We start from the raw sequence: 18,785 nt of genomic DNA, 5'->3' as shown, positions 1-18,785 counted from the left end.
TGGCCAGTACCACGCTCCGCGCCGGATGAGTCCACCCGGGCGAAGCGGAGCCGAGCGCGCGGAACGACGCGACGCGCGCCGGCATGATCGGCGGTCAGTCCGCCGTGTCGCCGCCCTTCGGCACCTTCGACCACGCCTTGCGCCCCGGCAACGGCGACCACGCCGGCCGCGTCTTGCGTGCGCTGTCGGTCACGACCAGGTAGCGGCCCGCGATCGGCGTGATGTCGCGGTCGCGACGCAACACCCACAGCGACTTGCCGGCCTCGACGCGCGCCTGGTAATCGTCGTCGAGCAGGCCGTGCCGGTCGAAGAACGTGTTCAGCGACGCGGGAATCCGCACGCACCCTTTCGAGTGCCGTATGCCCAGCAGCGATTCGAGGCGATCGGGATCGGTCGCATGCATCTGGAAGCGCATCGGCGACACGCCGCCCTTGCCCCAGCCGCGCTCGCCGTCCACCCAGCCGAAGTCGTAGATGCGCATGTCGCGGCGGCCGTAGCCGCGAATGCCGTTCTCGTTGGTCGTGCCTTCCGCGCGGAAATCCATGTTGTCCGGCGAATGATGGAACACGCCGAGCGGTGTCAGGAAATGGTCGTACTGGCCCGGCAGCCCGGTGCCGACCGGCGATGCGCCGATCATCATCCACGCGTTGGCCGGCGTCGCGCGGAAGTAGATGAACAGCGCCTGCACGTTCGGTGAGCGGTCGACCATAGCGATGTATTCGCCCGCCAGGTTGCCGAGGTCAGCTTCGGCGAGCGCCTTCTGGAGCCGCTCGCCGTACGCGCGCTGCTCGCTTGCAGGCACGTTCAGGCGCCGCGTGACTTCCTGTGTGAAGCGCTTGCGCATGTCGATCGCGCGTGCCGTCGCATTTTTTGCCTCTTCGGCCGACAAGGGGGGATGCTGGCGCGGCGGTGTCGGCGCGGGTGCCTCGGCCTCGCTGGCGGGCGTGGCGGACGCGGCCGATGCAGGTGCGGCGGCGGATGCGGCAGAAACTGCAGAGGGCGCCGATGCGCCCGATGCACTCGATGCGACAGGCGCGGGCTGGGCCGCCGACGCACCCGACGATGCACGCGCTGACGAAGCAGCATGCGTGCGAGACGCCGCCGATGCGGGCGACTCGACTGATGAGGATGACGTAGCAGTGGGCAACGGTGCGTCGGACGCCGCAAAGGCAGGCCGCGCGACAAGCACGGAGATCGGCAGTGCCGCAGCGAGCCAGAAACACGCAGCGGCGACACGAGCAAGACAACGCGGCTTCTTGAATCGCCGCGCTTGGCTGAAAAGCATCATACGTTCGAAGCCATCGGCCGATCCGGCCGCCGCATGTTGCTGTTGCGAGCGGCGCAGCCTCCGCGCGAGCCATCGACACGTCCGGCGCACCGTATGCGCCCGGCGCCGACGCCTCTTCGCGGTGGAGCGGTTGTTGATGCAACGCGACCGGCCCGATGGTGGCTATTGAGTCGTCAGGCTCTTCATTTTACGCGTCCGCGCAAGAATCGGCAGGGAGGAAAGGCGCGGTTTTGCGCTTCGTCACGCTTTGTTGCAACTCGTTGCCGCTCGCCGTTTCATTGCATGCCAGGCTTGTGCGTTGAGCGCTCGAGATCGATACAGGGAGCCGAGTGTTTCGCCAAGGCACGACTGCATCTTCAAATCGATTCGGATGCCGGATCATTTCCAAAACGCGGTACACGCCGTACGCGCGATGCAATCACCATCGCATCGCACGCATGCCGCACGAACCATGCGACATGCGTGCGCGACCACCGATCACTTCGAGATGGTTTCGAGCGCAATGCCCTTCGTGCGCGGCCCCATGAGCCCGATCGCAGCCATCACGATCACCATCGCGCCCGCGATGAACGCGAACACGCCGAAGGTGCCGAAGCCCTTCAGCACGGCCGCGATCACGAACGACGAGAAGATCGCCGAGAAGCGGCTCCACGAATAGACGAAGCCGACTGCCCGTGCGCGGATCGACGTCGGGAACAGTTCGGCCTGATACGCGTGGAAGCTGTACGACATGATGTTGCTGGCGAGCGTGAGTCCGATGCCGAGCACGATCAGGAACGCGCCCACCGTCGTCTGGCTGAACAGCAGCCCGCAGACGACGATCGCCGCCGCCATCGCGACGATCACCGACTTGCGCTCGAAGCGGTCGGCGATTACGAGGCCGATCAGCGGGCCGATCGGCGCGGCGAGTGCGATCACGCTCGAATACATCAGGCTCGACGTGATCGTGATGCCCTGCTTGATCAGCAGCGTCGGCACCCAGTTCGCGAAGCCGTAGAAGCCGACCGTCTGGAACACGTTGAAGATCGTCATCATGATCGTGCGGCTGCGATACGGCTGCACCCACATGTCGCGGAAGCGGCCGCGCGGCGGCACGGGCTCGGCGGGCGCGGGCGGTGGCAGCGGCCGGCCGTATTCGGCTTCGACCTTCGCCTCGAGCGTGCGCATGATGCGGTCGGCTTCGTCGACCCGGCCCTGCTGCGCGAGCCAGCGCGGGCTTTCCGGCAGTTCGCGGCGGATCCACCACACGAACAATGCACCGTGCGCGCCGATCAGCACGACCCAGCGCCAGCCATCGAGGCCGAACGGGGCATGCGGCACGAGCAGGTATGCGAGGAACGCGACCACCGGCACCGCGACGAACCCGACCGCCTGCTCGCACGCGAATGCACGGCCGCGGATCTGCTTCGGTACGAGTTCGGAGATGTACGTGCCGATCGTCACCATCTCGACGCCGAGGCCGAGGCCGACGACGAAGCGCCAGAAGTTCAGCCCGGCGGCGGTGTCCTGGAACGCCATCACGACGTTGGCCGCCGTGTACCACAGCAGCGACCACGTGAAGATCGCGCGGCGGCCGAAGCGATCGGCGAGGAAACCGCACGCGATCGTGCCGATGAAGAGCCCGGAGAACAGCGCGGCGATGAAGCTCGCGACGCCCGTGGTGCCGAACAGTCCGTGCGTCGTCGCGGAGAGGATTCCGCTTTTCACGAGGCCGGGGGCGACGTAGCCGCTATAGAGCAGGTCGTAGAGTTCGAAGAAGAATCCGAGGCTCAGCAGGACGACGAGTTTCCAGACGGTGCGGGTGGGCGGCAGGCGGTCGAGCCGGGCCGAGATGGAGCCGGGGTCGATCGCCGCGGGGCGGGCTGCGCCCGCTGCGACGAGCGGGTCGGGCTGGGTGGATGCCATGGTGGCAAGTCTCCGGATTCTTGATTGTCTTGGCGCTACCAGAGAGGCGTTGGCGAGCGGCTTCGCGCATTTTAGCGAGGCGAGCGGTGGAGCACATCAGTCATCTGACGCGCGGCCCAGCGTCGCCACGCACCGGAGCCGCCTTGATCAAGCCGGTTCCACCGTCATTGGTGAGCGCAGCATGGCGTCATATTGGTTTCACCGTCGGCCAATCTACGCTCTCCACACCCGGAAATTCGACTCCCTTGATGCCACGCCTGACGGCCTCGTCGCGAAAATCCTCGGAGCAGGTCAGCGAGTTGCTGCTCCAGGCATGGCCGGTCAGTTTGGCATCAACCGGCAGGTGGGATACCCGTAGTGAATCTGACTCCTTTCTTCGTCGCACGCAGTACAGCATCAGCCAGTTGATCCCCGACGATAATGTATGTTGGGGAGTCGTATTGCCGACCAATGCCATTGGCTGGAAACTCGGGGCGCAAGACCATCTTTTTGAAGCCGACCTTGGCGTCAGGAAATCCCGACACTTTCACCACCATCGGCTCGGAGGCGTCGTGATCAACCACGTCAACCTTCCTCGTCGGGTTGAGAAGGAAGTACGAGCCATCAATCGCCTCTCCGCTCGCTCTAATATCTGCCGGGATGAACTGAACATCGTCGTCATTCACCAGTTCTTCAATCGCAACACGCACCGCTTCGCTTACGAGCGGAACCAAGATGTCTGACCAGATGACGCCATAGTCTCGAATCTTTGACAGATCGATCCACTCGACGGGGTTTGACGCGTATTGATAAACGTTGATGCCGCCGTCGAGTCCAATCGGATCCTTCGAAACAAATCGCCCTACGCTAGGATCATAGTCTCGATTCCGGTTATACCTCAGCCCCGTCTCAGCATCTTCCTGCTGCCCCTGAAACCGAATCGGGTTCCGCGGCGCGATACCCGCCCGCAGCGACACCCGCGCGATCACCTCCCGCGCTTCGCCCCAGGCCCGATACGACGCCTCCCACACTACCTCGCCGACCTCGTCCGTCATCAGCAACGGCGTGCCGATCTGGTCACAGTGGTAGTAGAACAAATGCGCGTCCGACTGCATTTCCGGCACACGTTGCAGCGGATCCTGCTCCGGCACATATGGCTCGCCATCGCTCCACATCGGTGTCTGGATCCCCACAACCGGCTGAGCCGTCACATATTGGGCAAGCGGAACGAACGATTCCGGCTCGTACACATACTGCGTGGCGCCGCCGTCGCTGCTTTCATAAGCGAGCTGATCGCCATCCCAGCCGAACACCGTCCGCACACCATCGACGTCCTTGCCGATCCGGCGCCCGAACGGATCGTAGAAATACCGAGCCTCATGCCGCCGCTCAGACTCCTCGACGCGCGCAATTCTCAATCGGTTGAATCCATCCCACTCGTACTGCTGCCTACCCGACGGCGAACGCTTCCCGATCAAATTCCCGCGTGAATCGTATTCAAAGTGCGTGCCCGCGTATTCCTTCAACAGATTGCCGAGCACCTTCGGCACTTCCGGCGGCAACGTGCTGTCCACGCTGTCCGGCACCACAGGACTCGCCTTCGCCAGCCCCGTCGTACGCTTCAGTTCGTTGATCTTGGCGACCACCACCGGTGCCAACGTACGCAACGACACCGCAATCGAGCGAATCGGCGCGACGTACTCCTCGGGAACGAGCCCGGCCGCCGTGATGCCGACGGAGTTGGCGTTGCGCTTGCCCTTCGCCACCAGGGACTCGGACAGGTAACCCCACGCCCCCTTTACCTGGTCCGTGCTGAGCCATCCGCTCTGCTTCATCAACTGCCGGTATTCGGCGGCTTCCTGTTCGTTCTTCGTCGGATCGAACAGTTTGCCCGCCACCACCGCGTCGATGCCGTCGGCCAGACCCGTGAAGATCTCCTGCGCTTTCGCCGCGCAGTGATCGATCAGCTCGTTGACCACGGCCTGCAGCTTCGTCAGGAAGTCCTCGACCTCGGTCGAAAACGACGCCTGCACGTGCGTGACGACGATCGACACGACCGCGGCCCCGATGTCGCGCTTGTGAATCAGAGGCTGATTGCGGATCAGCGCCAGCAGCGGCCGAGCCGTGAGGCGCATCGGCGCCAGTACCGGCGGAAACGGAATCACGCCGATAGGTTGATCGCCAGTCCGAGATAGTCGAGCAGCTCACCGCCACGCTTGCGGATGATCGAGACGATGTCGGTGAGCGCGTCGGCCAGCGCCATGAGGTTGTTGAGGACCGGAATCATGCTGGCCACCGTCGCCAGCCGGTCGACGTTCACATAGCCGTTCGTCACGCTGATCAGCCACGCGTTGAAGCCTTCGCCGGACGCCACGACGTCATCCGGATGCACATCGGTCAGCCACGGGGTGGCCTGCTCATATTCCGCGCCCGGCGGAGTTACTGATCTGCCATGCTCTCAGGATTCTTTTCGTTGTTCGTTTTTCAGCTCGCGGAAGCCGTCCCCGATTCATATATTGGACGTCATGCCAGCGAACCGCGGCATCGTACCGACGAATGGACGACTGGACGACTGGAAAATGAAAGGTCTCAGCGATCGACCCCGCACCCGAAACGGGCTATCTCGCCCTATTTTTTGGCGCGACTTGCCCCGAATGGTATGTAAATTCGGTAACCATCTATCTGGCCGATCAGCGTCGCCGAGCACCACGAACCGCGACCTTTCCTGCGGGGCGCGATCCACGCAAGCCCGGTCAACCGGGCACAAGCCGCCGGATCGTGGCCCGTCGCCGCCATGTGGCGCCACGATTCCGCCCCCGCAGATTCGAACATCGCTCGTCGCCACACCCCGGTAACATGCTACCGGGCCAACCACCGGCTTCCGGGCGCCTTTCGGCGACCGGTATCGTCGGCAAATCGTAAGCATTCCATGTTCATACAACGACTACCCAACTACGCTCGCCGGATCGCACTGATCGCGCTGCTGCAGTTCGCCGCGATCGCGACCGCGTCGGCGTTTCCGGCGGCCGCATCGGCGCCGAGCGCGAGCGGCGTCGGCGCGCCCGTCCCGGCCATCTCGCTGAACGACGCCGTCGCGCAGCTCAAGCAGATGCAGGCGGAACTGGACCGCATCAAGCAGCAGACCTCGACCGCGTCCAACAGCAAGGAACTGGACGCGCTCAGCGACTCGACGCAGGAACTGAGCACCGACGTCGACAAACTGCAGAGCGATCTCGTCCCGCAGCGCGCGCAAATCCAGGCGCAACTCGACGTCCTGGGTCCGGCGCCTGCCGAGGGCGCCGCGCCGGAAGCGCCGGCCGTCGCGAAGCAGAGGGCCACGCTGAATACGCGCAAGGCTCAGATCGATGCGGCGCTGAAACAGGTTGCCGACCAGAAGACCAGCCTCACGAACCTGAACGAGCAGTTCGCGAAGCTGCATCGCGGCCTGCTGAAGAACCAGCTCGCGTTCCGTTCGGGCGGCATTTTCAGCGCGCAGTTCTGGCTGCCGCTGTTCCATCTTTCGCCGGACGACGCCCAGCGGCTCGGCGATTTCAACGAAGAAATGCTCGACATGCTGCGCTCGTCGTGGGTGCCGGGACAAAAGGCGATCACCGTGCTGCTGCTGGTTGCCGCGTTCGCGGCATGGATGGGCGGCCGCCGGCTCATCGAGCGCGGGCTCGCGTGGTTCTGCGTGAACCGCCTGCCGGCCACCCGTTTGCGCCGCAGCGCGCTGGCGTTGTCGACCGCGTTGTCGACGCTGCTGGCAACTGCCATCGCCGTCCAGATCTTTTACCTCGCCGTCGCACGCCATTACGACCTCACGCCGGCGCTGAGCGACCTGTGGGACCAGTTCGCGAAGCTCGCCGCAACCTGCGCACTGATCGCCGGGCTCGGCCGTGCGCTGCTCTGCACGAAGCATCCGTCGTGGCGCCTGCCCGCGCTCGCCGATCCCGTCGCGCGCGCGATGAAGCCGTTCCCCAGCATCCTGGCCGCGTTGCTGCTGATGTCCGGCACGCTCGAATCGATCAACCGGATCGTCGACACGAGCCTCTCGGTCACGCTGTTCGGCCGCGGGATCGTGTCGCTCGTCGTCGCGGTGACGGTCGGCGCGTCGCTGCTGCGCTCGAACCGCGCGCGTAGTCGGCTCGCGGCGGCCGGCGAGGCGCCCGAGCAGCGCTCGACGCTCGCCGGGCTGATCCACGCCGGCGTCACGCTGGCGATCGTCGCGACGCTGATCGCACTCCTGATCGGCTACATCACGGTCGCGCGCTTCATCACGTACGAGCTCGTGTGGTTCGAGATCGTGCTGTGCGCCACCTACATCCTGATCCAGCTGACGCGCGACGCGAGCGAAAGCCTGTTCTCGCCGAGCCTGTCGACGGGCCAGCAGATCAAGCATCTGTTCGCACTCGAAGACCGGCACCTCGACCAGGCCCGCACGGTCCTGTCCGGTTTCGGCACGAGCCTGCTGATGCTGATCGCGGCCATCGCGCTGTTGACGGGCGGTTTCGGCACGACCCCGGGCGACTTGCTCGACAGCGCGATCGCGATGATCGGCAGCCAGCGGTTGCAGAGCCTGAACATCATGCCCGACCGGATCATGAACGCGGGAATCGGGTTCGCGATCGGCTTCTACCTGCTGCGCTCGCTGCGCCGCTGGCTCGACAGCGAGTTCATGCCCGCGCTCGGCATGGATACGGGGATGCGCGTGTCGCTGATCACGCTGTTCACCAACGTCGGCTACGTGCTGCTCGTGCTGATGACGCTCGGGCTGCTCGGCGTCCGGTGGAACAACCTCGCGTGGATCGTCAGTGCGTTGTCGGTGGGTATCGGTTTCGGCCTGCAGGAGATCGTGAAGAATTTCGTGTCGGGGCTGATCCTGCTGACCGAGCGCCCGGTGAAGGTCGGCGACATGATCAGCATCGCAGGCGTCGAGGGCGACATCCGCCGCATCAACGTGCGCGCGACCGAGATCCAGCTCAGCGACCGCTCGACCGTGATCGTGCCGAACTCGCAACTGATCTCGCAGAACCTGCGCAACGTGACGATGGGCAACAGCACGCAGGGCGTCGCGACGCTGGTGCTGACGTTCCCGCTGAACACCGATCCCGAGCAGGTGCGCGACCTGCTGCTCGACGCGTATCGCTCGCATGAGGCGATTCTCGAGAAGCCGGCGCCGTCGGTCACGTTCAGCCAGCTCACGCCGGACGGGATCACGCTGAGCGTGACGGGTTACGTGTCGAGCCCGCGGATCGCCGGTTCGACGAAGAGCGATCTGCTGTTCGAAATCCTGAAGCAGTTGCGCGCGGCGGGGATCACGCTGTCGAGCCCGCAGATGCTGGTGGTGCAGAACATGCCGGCTGCGGGAGACGCATGACGCGGCTCGCACGCCCGCCGTCGCGCAGATGAACGAAGGGCCGGCACCGCGACGCGGCAGCCGGCCCTTTCTTCTCACACGCAGCGCCCTCCCGGGCGCTCCGCATCAAACGTCGAACTTCACCCCCTGCGCCAGCGGCAGCTGACGGCTGTAATTGATCGTGTTCGTCGCGCGACGCATGTAAGCCTTCCACGCATCCGAACCCGACTCGCGCCCGCCGCCCGTTTCCTTCTCGCCGCCGAACGCACCGCCGATCTCCGCGCCGCTCGTGCCGATGTTCACGTTGACGATCCCGCAGTCGCTGCCTGCTGCCGACATGAACTGCTCGGCCTCGCGCATGTCGTTCGTGAAGATCGCCGACGACAGCCCTTGCGGCACCGCGTTGTGCAGTTCGATCGCGTCTTCGAAGTTGTCGTAGACCATCACGTACAGGATCGGTGCGAACGTCTCGCGCTCGACCACCGCCGATTGCTTCGGCATCCGCACGATGGCCGGGCGCACGTAGTACGCATCCGCGTGACCGACGTCGACGCGCTCGCCGCCCTTCACTTCGCCGCCCTGCTCGCGTGCATCGGCCAGCGCCTTCTGCATCGCGTCGAACGACGCGCGATCGACCAGCGGGCCGACCAGCGTGCCCTCTTCAAGCGGGTTGCCGACCTTCACCGACGCATAGGCCTTCTCGATGCGCGGCAGCAGCTGTTCGACCAGGCTGCGATGCACGAACAGGCGGCGCAGCGTCGTGCAGCGCTGGCCAGCCGTGCCGACCGCCGCGAACGTGACCGCGCGCACGACGAGATCCAGATCGGCGCTCGGCGCGACGATCATCCCGTTGTTGCCGCCGAGTTCGAGGATGCCGCGCGCGAGACGCTGGCTCAGCACCTTCGCGACTTCCTGGCCCATCCGCACGCTGCCCGTCGCGCTGACCACCGGCACCTTCTTCGATGCCGTCAGCACCTCGCCGACATCGCGCATGCCGAGCACCAGTTGGCTCAGCTCCGCCGGCGCGACGCCCGGGTGGGTCTTCTCGAATTCGCGGATCGCCTTCTGGAGCAGCACGTGGCACGCGATCGCGGTGAGCGGCGTCTTCTCGGACGGCTTCCACACGACCGAATCGCCACACACGAATGCGAGCGCCGCGTTCCATGCCCACACGGCGACCGGGAAGTTGAACGCCGAGATCACGCCGCACACGCCGATCGGGTGCCACGTTTCCATCATCCGGTGGCCCGGGCGCTCGGAGGCGATCGTGAGGCCGTAAAGCTGGCGCGACAGACCGACCGCGAAATCGCAGATGTCGATCATTTCCTGCACTTCGCCGAGGCCTTCCGACGTGATCTTGCCGGCCTCGAGCGTGACGAGGCGGCCGAGCTCGGCCTTATGCTCACGCAGCACGTTGCCGAACACGCGCACGAGTTCGCCGCGCACCGGCGCCGGCACCGTGCGCCACTTGAGGAATGCGTCGTGCGCGGCGTCGATCTTGCGCTCGGCGTCGGCGGGCGTGTCGACGGCCAGCGTCGCGAGCGTCGCGCCGTCGAGCGGCGAACGCGCGGTCAGCGCGTTGCCTTTCCACTGGGCGAGATCGATATCGAGCGCGGCAAGAATGTCGTTGAATTGCATCACTTCCTCTTCAGGGACAGATTGATCGGTGCGGCGGCAGCGCCGCCCGCGTGATTCGATTGGAGCGCGTTCGCGCGCCCGGTGCAAGCGGATGCGCCGCGCGGCAGGCCCGGTGCGCCGCACGGCGCATCGCGCTGCGCCCCCGCCGGAAGCCCGCCGGACGGCGCGCTCCCGCCTCGCGGCGGCACGATCCATGAAACACATTGTCGGTGGCCACAAGTCGGGCCGCTATTGATATTAACTCACGACTTCATTCCGAAAACGCAACACCTTGGCGAGCCGGACCGATGCATTCTCGTGCCGATACGGGACTTTTCCAACGCCCGCAGCCGGGCAATCGGACGTATCCCGACGTGATGCAAGTTGATGACAAAGCCGCATCACCCTGTTCGGAAATATCGTTTGCCGGCCCATGCATCGGGCACACACAATCGTTGCGACGTCGAGGTGCAACGCACCCGGCGCGCCGCCGGCCGCCGTGACGGCTGCCAGACGACAGACGAAGGCGACATGCATCGCGGCGCGGTTCATCCGGCCCGTTTCAGCACCGCATTACCGCTGCCCGGCCGGCAGCCGGCAACGCGTCGCGCTTCGTCACCGAAAAACAATTCCGGAGACAGCGCCCAGCGCCCGCCATGCATTCAGATGCCCGCCCCGATTCGCCCCGTCCGTCCGGCTCGCCGCCCGCGAAGCCGTCCCTCCACCGTGCGCTGCAGGCCCGCCATCTGCGGATGATCGCGATCGGCGGCTCGATCGGCACGGGCCTGTTCGTCGCGTCCGGCGCGTCGATCTCGCAGGCCGGCCCCGGCGGCGCGATGCTCGCATACATGGTGATCGGCCTGATGGTCTATTTCCTGATGACGAGCCTCGGCGAAATGGCCGCGTTCATGCCCGTGTCGGGCTCGTTCGCGACCTACGGCGCGAAGTTCGTCGACGAAGGCTTCGGCTTCGCGCTCGGCTGGAACTACTGGTACAGCTGGGCCGTGACGCTGGCGGTGGAACTGGTCGCCGCGCAGCTCGTGATGCACTACTGGTTCCCGCACGTGCCGGGCGTCTGGTGGAGCGCGCTGTTCCTCACGTTGATCTTCGCGCTCAACGCGCTGTCGGTGCGCGGTTTCGGCGAAGCCGAATACTGGTTCGCGTTGATCAAGGTGCTGACGGTGCTCGCGTTCGTCGGGGTCGGCCTGCTGATGATCTTCGGGATCATGCAGGGCGGCCCGAGCGCGGGCTGGGGCAACTTCACGATCGGCGACGCGCCGTTCGCCGGCGGCTGGGCAACGATGCTCGGCGTCGCGATGATCGCGGGCTTCTCGTTCCAGGGCACCGAAATGATCGGCGTCGCGGCCGGCGAATCGGAAAACCCGCGCACGACGATCCCGCGCGCGGTGAGCCAGATCTTCTGGCGCATCCTGCTGTTCTACGTGCTGGCGATCTTCGTGATCGGCGTGCTGATTCCCTATACCGACCCGAGCCTGCTGAAGAGCGACGTCACCGACATCGGCGTGAGCCCGTTCACGCTGGTGTTCCGCCACGCGGGCCTCGCATTCGCGGCCGGCGTGATGAACGCGGTGATCCTGACGGCCGTACTGTCGGCCGGCAACTCGGGCATGTATGCATCGACGCGGATGCTCTACAACCTCGCGGTCGAAGGCCGCGCGCCGAAGATCTTCGCGAAGCTGTCGCGCGGCGGCGTGCCGCGCAACGCGCTGTATGCGACGACGGCCGTCGGCGCGCTGTGTTTCCTCACGTCGCTGTACGGCGACAAGACCGTGTACCTGTGGCTGCTGAACACGTCGGGCATGGCCGGCTTCATCACGTGGCTCGGCATCGCGGTCAGCCACTACCGGTTCCGCAAGGGCTTCCTGAAACAGGGCTACCGGCTCGACCAGCTGCCGTACCGGTCGAAGTGGTTCCCGTTCGGCCCGCTGTTCGCATTCGCGCTGTGCGCGGTCGTCGCGCTCGGCCAGGATTACCAGGCGTTCCTCTCCGACAAGATCGACTGGGTCGGTGTCGCCGCGACCTACATCGGCCTGCCGTTCTTCCTCGCGATCTGGATCGGCTACGCGCTCGTGCGCAAATGCCGCCTCGTGCGCTACGAAGACATGGAGATCGCGCCGTGGATCGAGCGCAACGCGACGCCCGCACCCGCGCCGCAGGCCGACACCGGCTACGCGGGCTACGTCGCCCGCCCGGCCAACCCGACGCCGGGCGCCTGAGCGCGCGGATCGGCGCGGATCGGCGCGGATCGCACCGGCCGCCCCCGAACGCGGCGGCCGACGCCCAGCCCCCATTCGACGCGGCGCACACGTTCAGGCAAGATCGACGCGCGCCGCCTGTTTTTCCGCCGTTACGAGTCCACGAAATCGCATGCAGAACTTCTACGAAGCCACCGTTACCCGCCAGCTCTACCCGCAACTGACCGGCACGATCGACACGCAGGTCTGCATCGTCGGCGGCGGCCTCGCCGGCCTGTGCACGGCGCTCGGCCTCGTCGAGCGCGGCGTGCATGACGTCGTCGTGCTCGACAGCGAACGGGTCGGCTTCGGCGCGTCGGGCCGCAACGGAGGCTTCGTGTTCGGCGGCTACAGCCTCGACAACGCCGACCTGCTGCGCACGCTCGGCCGCGACGAAGGGCGCCGGCTGTACCGGCTCACCGTCGATGCGGTCGACCTGATCCGCGCGCGGATCGCGCGCTACGGCATCGACTGCGACATCGTCGACCAGGGCGTGATGCTCGCGAACTGGTTCGACGATCCGTCCCGCCTCGACAGCGTGCGCACGCTGATGAAGGATGAACTCGGCGTCGACTGGGAACCCGTTTCGACGGACGCGCTGCGCCAGCGGCTGAAGACGCGGCGCTATTACGGCGGCCTGTTCGAGCCGAACGCCTTCCACTTCCATCCGCTCAAGTACGTGCTCGGCGTCGCGGCGGCCGCATCGCGCGGTGGCGCGCGCGTGTACGAACGCTCGGCCGCGCTCGGCATCGCGCGCGAAGGCGCCGGGTACGTCGTGCGCACGGCGCAGGGCACGGTGCGCGCAAAGGACGTCGTGTTCGCCGGCGGCGGCTACGCGCGCGGCGTGTCGCCGCGCATCGAGCGCGCGGTGCTGCCGATCGCGACCTACGTGATCGCGACCGAACCGCTCGGCGCGCGTCTGCCCGACGCGATCGACGCTCCATACGCGATCTACGACACGCGTTTCGCGTTCGACTATTACCGTCCGCTGAAGGACACGCGCATCCTGTGGGGCGGCCGGATCTCCGTGCTCGACCGCGGCCCCGACGCAATCGCGCGCCTGCTGCGGCGCGACCTGCTGCGCGTGTATCCGCAACTGGAAGGCGTGGAGGTCGAGTACGCATGGGGCGGGCTGATGAGCTACGCGCGGCACAAGATGCCGCAGATCGGCCGCGACGCGGACGGCGTGTGGCACGCGATCGCGTTCGGCGGCCACGGGATGGCGCCGACCACGGTGGCCGGCGAAGCGCTCGCGGCCGCGCTGGCCGAAGGCCGGCCGGTGCCGGAAGGTTTCAACGCGTTCGGGCTCACGCGCACGTTCGGGCTGGCCGGCCTCGCCGCCGCGCAGCTCACGTACACGGCGTACCAGGCCCGCGACGCGCTCGCCTCCTGCCGCCGCTGAGCGGCGGCCACGGCGGCCGAAACCGCCCCGCCGATTAGAGCGTCAGGTCGGCCGGACGGGGATTTCCCGCATGCTAGAATGCCTTTTCCAAGCCGCCGAAGCCACAATAAAGTCACATGAAAGCAGGAAGCAAGGCCGCCACGTCCGACACCCGCGCGCTTCCGTCCGATGCGCGGCGCAAATACGATCCCGAGCAAACCAAGCGCAACATCCTCGACGTCGCCACGCAGGAATTCTCCGCGATGGGCCTCGCCGGCGCGCGCGTCGATGCCATCGCCGAGCGCACCAACACGACGAAGCGGATGCTCTACTACTACTTCGAAAGCAAGGAAGGTTTGTACGAGGCCGTGCTGGAGAAGGTGTACGGCGACATCCGCGCACTCGAGCAGGAACTGCACGTCGGTGACATGGAGCCGCGCGAGGGCATGCGCCGCCTCGTCGAATTCACGTTCGACTATCACGACAAGCATCGCGACTTCGTCCGCCTCGTGTCGATCGAGAACATCCACGGCGCGAAGTATCTCGAACAGCTCAAGTCGTTCAAGAACCGCAACGTCAGCATCATCAAGACGCTCGAGGAACTGGTCGAACGCGGCGCGGCGAGCGGCGCGTTCCGCCAGGACATCGACGCGTTCGACCTGCACCTGCTGATCAGCTCGTTCTGCTTCCACCGCGTGTCGAACCGCTACACGTTCGGCGCCGCGTTCGGCCGCGACCCGTCGGCACCGCGCCTGCGCGCGCGGCATCGCGACACGATCGCCGACGCCGTGCTGCGCTACGTCGCCGCATAAGCGGCGGCGTCAGCCGGTTTCGCGGCCAGTCTCACGCCGGGCGCGCCTCTACCGCGCCCGTCGTTCTCTCGTGCGTCAGTCTGTCGGCGCGGTCGACGCCAGCGCGATCCGCGCCTTCTCTTCCGGGCTTCCCGCCACGTAATACTTCTTCGCCCAGCTCGAATCGGGCGCAAGCGCGAGCCGCGCATGCGTGTCCGTGCCCGTGCCGGCGCCGTGCTGCTTTGCGCTAATCGCCAGCGCCCGCGCACGATAGTGCTCGTACAGCCGCAGGAATTCCGCAAGATAGATCGCCGCGATCCGCTGGTCGCGGATCTCGAGCAGGTTCTCGTCGTTGTACTGCTCGGAATTGCGGCTCATGTTCGCCGAGCCCGTATAGACGACCGGATTCGCGCCCTCCGCATCGATCACGATGAACTTGTGATGGATCACGACGGGCGGAAAGGCCGGCGCCGGTTCCCCCGGAAACAACCGCAATTCCGGCTCGAAGCCCTGCGGCACGGTGGCCGGCGAGAAATACGCGGCATCGATCACGTCGTGGTTGTCGCGGCTGCGGTGATACAGCTCGAGGTTCGCGAGCGTCGCGGCATCGAGCGTCTGGCCGGCCTGCTGCGCCGCATCGGCCTTCGTCGCACTGCCGACGTTGATCTTGTTCACCAGCCCGAACATCATCAGGCTGCGGTCGCCGGCGGCGAAACACGCGTCGCGCAACGCCGCGTCGGTCGGCATGAACAGGCAGAACGACACCGAATGCTTCGCGGCCGCGATCGCGGCGACGATCGTGTCGATCTCGGTGCGCTGCCCCGCCGGCTCCGGCGAAAACGCGAGCCGTACCTGCGCACTGCCGATCGTCATCGGTTCCGACCAGCCCGGCGACAGCCGCGCCGTCTCCGCGATCGAAGGATTCCCGGCCAGCGCATGCGCGCGATCGTTGTACAGCGCGGCAAGTGCGGGCGAGTCGAACGCGTGCAGCACGTTCGCCTGCTCCGTGAGCCCCTCGGTCGTGAAGTTCGCGGAACCGGTCAGCACGCGTGAGGGCACCGCATTCGACGACGCATCGGTCACGATGAACTTGTCGTGCATGATGTGCGTCTTGTCGCGCGGCGCGAGCGTCGCGAGGCCCTGCAGCGCATCGACGGCCGGCTGGTTCGGCGAAGGCAGCGGCGGCTTGCCCTTGCGCGCCGTCGTGTGCGCGTCGTAGACGATCGCGAGCGACGCTTCGCCGTGCTGGCGTCCGAACGCTTCGAACGCCGGCAGCGCCCACAGCGTGTCGGTCAGGTGATAGACGGCCGACGCCGCGCGCGACGCGGGGCCGAGCATCTGCGCGAACACCTGCTCCATGTCGTTCGCGAGCCACGTGCGCAGCTTCAGCGCCTGCACGTCGCTCGGCGCCGCATTCGGCGCGAGGCCCAGCGCCGCCACCTGCTTCGCGAAGGCCTGCGAGCTGACCACCGCGCGGTTGAACCACGTGCCGATGCCGTCCTCGATGTGCGCGGGCAATACGACGTCGCACACGCCGGCTTGCGCGCCGAGCACCTGCAGGTTCGCCGGCGTACCGACGACCGGATACACGTCATAGCGGAACGCCGCGCCGCGATCCTGCGGGTCGATGCGCGCGTCCCACCACATGAATTTCTGGATCGGCGCCTGGTCGGTCGGCGCGTCGCCCTGCGTGTGCGCGGCCGGGCCGTCGAACGTCAGGCGGTTCGGCAGCCAGCTGTCCGGCGCGCGCGTCTTGCCATCGGCCGACCAGAAGCCCGGCGTGCGCCGGATCGCGAAGCCGAGGAAATCGGCACGCGACGCCGCATCGGGCCAGTCGAAAGCCAGCAGGACCAGGGTGGGTGAAAGATAGCTGCGCACGCTGACGGTCATTCGTTGCTCCCTGGCCTTGCGGCCGGTCGAGGTGAATGAGTCAGTCTTGACGCCGGTTCTTCCCTGCGGATGACGGTTCGATGAACCTTGTATGTCGGACGCGCGTCAGTCGCACACGAGCAGTTCGATCCCGCGCGCGGTCAACGCGCGGCGCACGGCCTTGTCGGGTGCGCGTTCGGTCACCAGATAGCGGGCAGCCGCCGTGCCGTTGATGCGCACCGGCGTCACGCGGCCGAATTTCGAATGATCGGCGACGATGACCGCCGTGCCCGCCGCCGCGATCATCCGGCTGCGCACTTCGGCCGCGAGTCGCGAGTAGTCGGTGCACTCGCCGTCGGGCGTGATCCCGCCGGCGCCGACAAACGCGAAATCGACGTGGTACTGCGCAAGCTGCTGGATCGTGTCGAGCCCGAAGGTGGCGTCCTCGTCGTCGGACAACTCGCCGCCGAGCAGCGTCACGCGGTTGCCGTTGCGCCGCGCGAGCACGAACGCGGTGCGCCAGTCGTTCGTGTAGACCGACAGCCGGTGCCGGTCGGCGAGCGCGAGCGCGACCGCGTGCGGTGTGCTGCCCGAATCGATCAGCACCGATGCATCGTCGGGCACGAATTCGGCCGCGCGCCGCCCGATCGTGCGCTTCGCTTCGGCGTTCGCGGCTTCGCGCTCGGACAGGCTCGGCTCGCGGCGATCCGCGGCCAGCGCGCCGCCATGCGTCATCACGAGCAGGCCGCGTGCGGCCAGTGCGTTCAGGTCGCGCCGCACGGTTTCGCGCGACACGTCGAGCGAACGGACGAGCTCCGCGACCGACAATGCGCCCGACCGTCCGAGTTCCGACAGGATGAATTGATGACGTTGTTCCGCCAGCATCGCGTGTGCGCCCGAGGCGACTGGTAATGAGTAAGCCGACCATTGTATTACGGCCGTTTGACCGGCATTTGACTGCGTCGGGAAACCCGCCGGGGCGCGTTTCCCGAAAGCGAAATTCTGTATTGCCTGACGCGCGCGAATCGGTGCGGCGCCGGTTGCTACACTTTGCGCTTCGCCGAACGACAGACCAAGCAAAGGGGCTCGCGCCATGTATCGCAAAGGCAGTGTGATCGAAATCCAGTTTCCGCCCGAACGCCTCAACGACGCGGCCGGCGATCCGTACTGGATCGACCTGACGCTCGACGAGGCCCGCCGGCTCTACGAACAGCTCGCCGCGCGCTTCGCGAACGACGCGCGCGCCAACCAGCCGCTCGACACGTTCTCGATCGACTGATCCCCGCAGCTTCACGCTCGCCCGCTCCGCATCCGGGGCGGCGCCCCGCCTTCCCTCGGCACCGACGGCCGCATGCGCGGCACGCCGCATGAGTGCAGGATGCGACAAGACGCCCGCATCGCTTGCCCCGATACTGGCCGACTTCACGATTCCGTCCGGCCGCGTCGCGGCCCGCCACGCATGCTGATCTCGATCGTCGCCGCCGCTTTCGTCGCCCTCTGGTCCACCGGCTTCATCGTTGCGCGGGCAATCAAGCCCTACGCCGATCCCAACCTGTTCCTGCTCGCGCGTTTCGCGGGCACGGCCGCGCTGTTCGGCGTGGTGGCGCTCGTCGCGCGCGCACCGTGGCCGGCCCGCCGCGAATGGCCGCGCCACCTGATCGCGGGCGCGCTGCTGCAGGGCATCTATCTCGGCGCGAGCTACTGGGCCGTCGCGCAAGGGCTGAACGCGGGCGTCATGGCGCTGCTCGGCGCGCTGCAGCCGCTCGCCACCGCCGTGCTCGCCGTCCCGCTGTTCAACGAGCGCCTGCCTGCCCGCGGCTGGTTCGGGATGGCGCTCGGGCTCGCCGGCGTCGCGCTCGTGCTGGCGCCGAAGGTCACGGGCGGCGTCGCGCCAGCGCCGGGCGCCGCGCCGGCGTGGCTCGTCGTGGCCGTCTCGGTGCTCGCGGTCGGGTCGATCACCGCCGGCTCGCTGTACCAGAAAGGCAAGCTCGCGCAGAGCGACCTGCGCACGGCGGTCGCCATCCAGAACTTCGGTGCGGCGATCGTCGCGACCATCTTCGTCGCCCTGCTGCACGAGACGCGCTGGATCGGCGCGCCGGCGCTGTGGGTGTCGCTCGTATGGGGTGTCGTGTTCCTGTCCGGCGGCGCGGTCACGATGCTGATGTGGATGCTGCGGCGCGGCAACGCCGCGCGCGCGACGTCGCTGCTGTTCCTCGCGCCGCCGCTGGCCGCGCTGCAAGGCTACTGGCTGTTCGGCGAAACGCTCGCGGCGATCCAGCTCGCCGGCTTCGCGCTCGCGCTGGTGGGCGTCGTGCTCGCGCGGCGTTGACGCATCTGCCCATGT

13 protein-coding genes are annotated in these 18,785 nt (G+C 66.8%); 6 read left to right on the top strand and 7 right to left on the bottom strand.

All coding sequences use genetic code 11. The features are described 5' to 3' along the window. Nucleotides 1-94 precede the first annotated feature (94 nt). From HWX39_RS31745 to HWX39_RS31730, 4 genes are all read right to left on the bottom strand, one after another. Nucleotides 95-1,378, bottom strand: coding sequence for a hypothetical protein (locus HWX39_RS31745; protein ID WP_244135131.1), 1,284 nt, complete (start codon nt 1,376-1,378; stop codon nt 95-97). A 387-nt stretch (nt 1,379-1,765) separates the two neighbouring features. After that, nucleotides 1,766-3,193, bottom strand: a complete 1,428-nt coding sequence (locus HWX39_RS31740; RefSeq protein ID WP_175971561.1) for an MFS transporter — start codon at nt 3,191-3,193, stop codon at nt 1,766-1,768. 332 nt (nt 3,194-3,525) lie between these two features. Then, on the bottom strand, nt 3,526-5,337 hold the full coding sequence (locus HWX39_RS31735; protein ID WP_244135130.1) for an RHS repeat-associated core domain-containing protein: 1,812 nt from the start codon (nt 5,335-5,337) through the stop codon (nt 3,526-3,528). Then, a complete protein-coding gene (locus tag HWX39_RS31730; RefSeq protein WP_175971560.1) occupies nt 5,334-5,546 on the bottom strand; it encodes a hypothetical protein in 213 nt (70 codons plus the stop codon). Before HWX39_RS31730 ends, HWX39_RS31735 begins: the two co-directional genes overlap by 4 nt. Nucleotides 5,547-6,101: 555 nt before the next feature. Here HWX39_RS31730 and HWX39_RS31725 point away from each other — a divergent pair. After that, a complete protein-coding gene (locus tag HWX39_RS31725; protein WP_175971559.1) occupies nt 6,102-8,549 on the top strand; it encodes a DUF3772 domain-containing protein in 2,448 nt (815 codons plus the stop codon). 105 nt (nt 8,550-8,654) lie between these two features. On the opposite strand, the gene HWX39_RS31720 is transcribed toward HWX39_RS31725, so the two are convergent. Then, nucleotides 8,655-10,166: an aldehyde dehydrogenase family protein gene (locus tag HWX39_RS31720; protein WP_175971558.1), complete on the bottom strand. Its 1,512-nt coding sequence runs from the start codon at nt 10,164-10,166 to the stop codon at nt 8,655-8,657. A gap of 731 nt (nt 10,167-10,897) precedes the next feature. Here HWX39_RS31720 and HWX39_RS31715 point away from each other — a divergent pair. From HWX39_RS31715 to HWX39_RS31705, 3 genes are all read left to right on the top strand, one after another. Then, entirely contained in the window at nt 10,898-12,382 is a 1,485-nt protein-coding gene (locus HWX39_RS31715) for an amino acid permease (protein WP_347879612.1), read from the top strand. A 151-nt stretch (nt 12,383-12,533) separates the two neighbouring features. Beyond that, a complete protein-coding gene (locus HWX39_RS31710) occupies nt 12,534-13,802 on the top strand; it encodes an FAD-binding oxidoreductase (RefSeq protein WP_175971556.1) in 1,269 nt (422 codons plus the stop codon). Nucleotides 13,803-13,918: 116 nt separating this feature from the next. Next, the gene (locus HWX39_RS31705; protein WP_085042517.1) at nt 13,919-14,593 is read left to right on the top strand and encodes a TetR family transcriptional regulator; all 675 of its coding nucleotides are present in this window, start codon (nt 13,919-13,921) and stop codon (nt 14,591-14,593) included. A 75-nt stretch (nt 14,594-14,668) separates the two neighbouring features. Here HWX39_RS31705 and HWX39_RS31700 read toward each other — a convergent pair whose 3' ends face one another. Both HWX39_RS31700 and HWX39_RS31695 read right to left on the bottom strand, forming a co-directional pair. Beyond that, nucleotides 14,669-16,462, bottom strand: coding sequence for a phospholipase D-like domain-containing protein (locus HWX39_RS31700; RefSeq protein ID WP_175971555.1), 1,794 nt, complete (start codon nt 16,460-16,462; stop codon nt 14,669-14,671). A 105-nt stretch (nt 16,463-16,567) separates the two neighbouring features. Then, nucleotides 16,568-17,326, bottom strand: a complete 759-nt coding sequence (locus HWX39_RS31695; protein ID WP_175971554.1) for a DeoR/GlpR family DNA-binding transcription regulator — start codon at nt 17,324-17,326, stop codon at nt 16,568-16,570. A gap of 208 nt (nt 17,327-17,534) precedes the next feature. On the opposite strand from HWX39_RS31695, the gene HWX39_RS31690 reads away from it, so the two are divergent. After that, nucleotides 17,535-17,720 (top strand): hypothetical protein, encoded by a 186-nt coding sequence (locus HWX39_RS31690; protein ID WP_060083291.1) that lies wholly within the window; start codon nt 17,535-17,537, stop codon nt 17,718-17,720. Nucleotides 17,721-17,900: 180 nt separating this feature from the next. After that, a complete protein-coding gene (locus tag HWX39_RS31685) occupies nt 17,901-18,770 on the top strand; it encodes a DMT family transporter (RefSeq protein WP_175971553.1) in 870 nt (289 codons plus the stop codon). Nucleotides 18,771-18,785 lie beyond the last annotated feature (15 nt).

It is taken from the genome of Burkholderia sp. BCC0322, assembly GCF_902833045.1.
Classification (GTDB): domain Bacteria; phylum Pseudomonadota; class Gammaproteobacteria; order Burkholderiales; family Burkholderiaceae; genus Burkholderia.
Note: the sequence above shows the minus strand (reverse complement) of the source record. Positions and strands in the feature narration are given on the sequence as shown.